Annotated in this window: 1 protein-coding gene; it reads right to left on the reverse strand. The window is 61.0% G+C overall.

The features are described 5' to 3' along the window. Window positions 1-236, reverse strand: a 236-nt coding sequence (locus AC0IXA_RS28145) for a glycine betaine ABC transporter substrate-binding protein (RefSeq protein ID WP_471815018.1), incomplete at both ends; no start/stop codon positions are given.

Consider the following 236-nt stretch of genomic DNA (forward strand, 5'->3'; position numbering starts at 1 on the left):
GTGTAGACCAGGCAGGCGTCCATCTGGCGGATGTTCTTGCGGGTCAGGTTCATGTCGTTGAGCTTGACCATGCCATCGAGCCCGTCGGAGCGGTAGGCGAACTCGGTCTCCAGCGCCACCAGGTGGTTGGTCTTGGCTTCGGCGCGCAGTACTGCGTTGAGCTGGCTGATATTGCCGATCTGCGGGTATTGCTCGGCGAGGTTGTTCGGCAAAGCGAGGGCGTAGGGGTTGCTGAA

It is taken from the genome of Pseudomonas sp. AC083 (assembly GCF_979253165.1).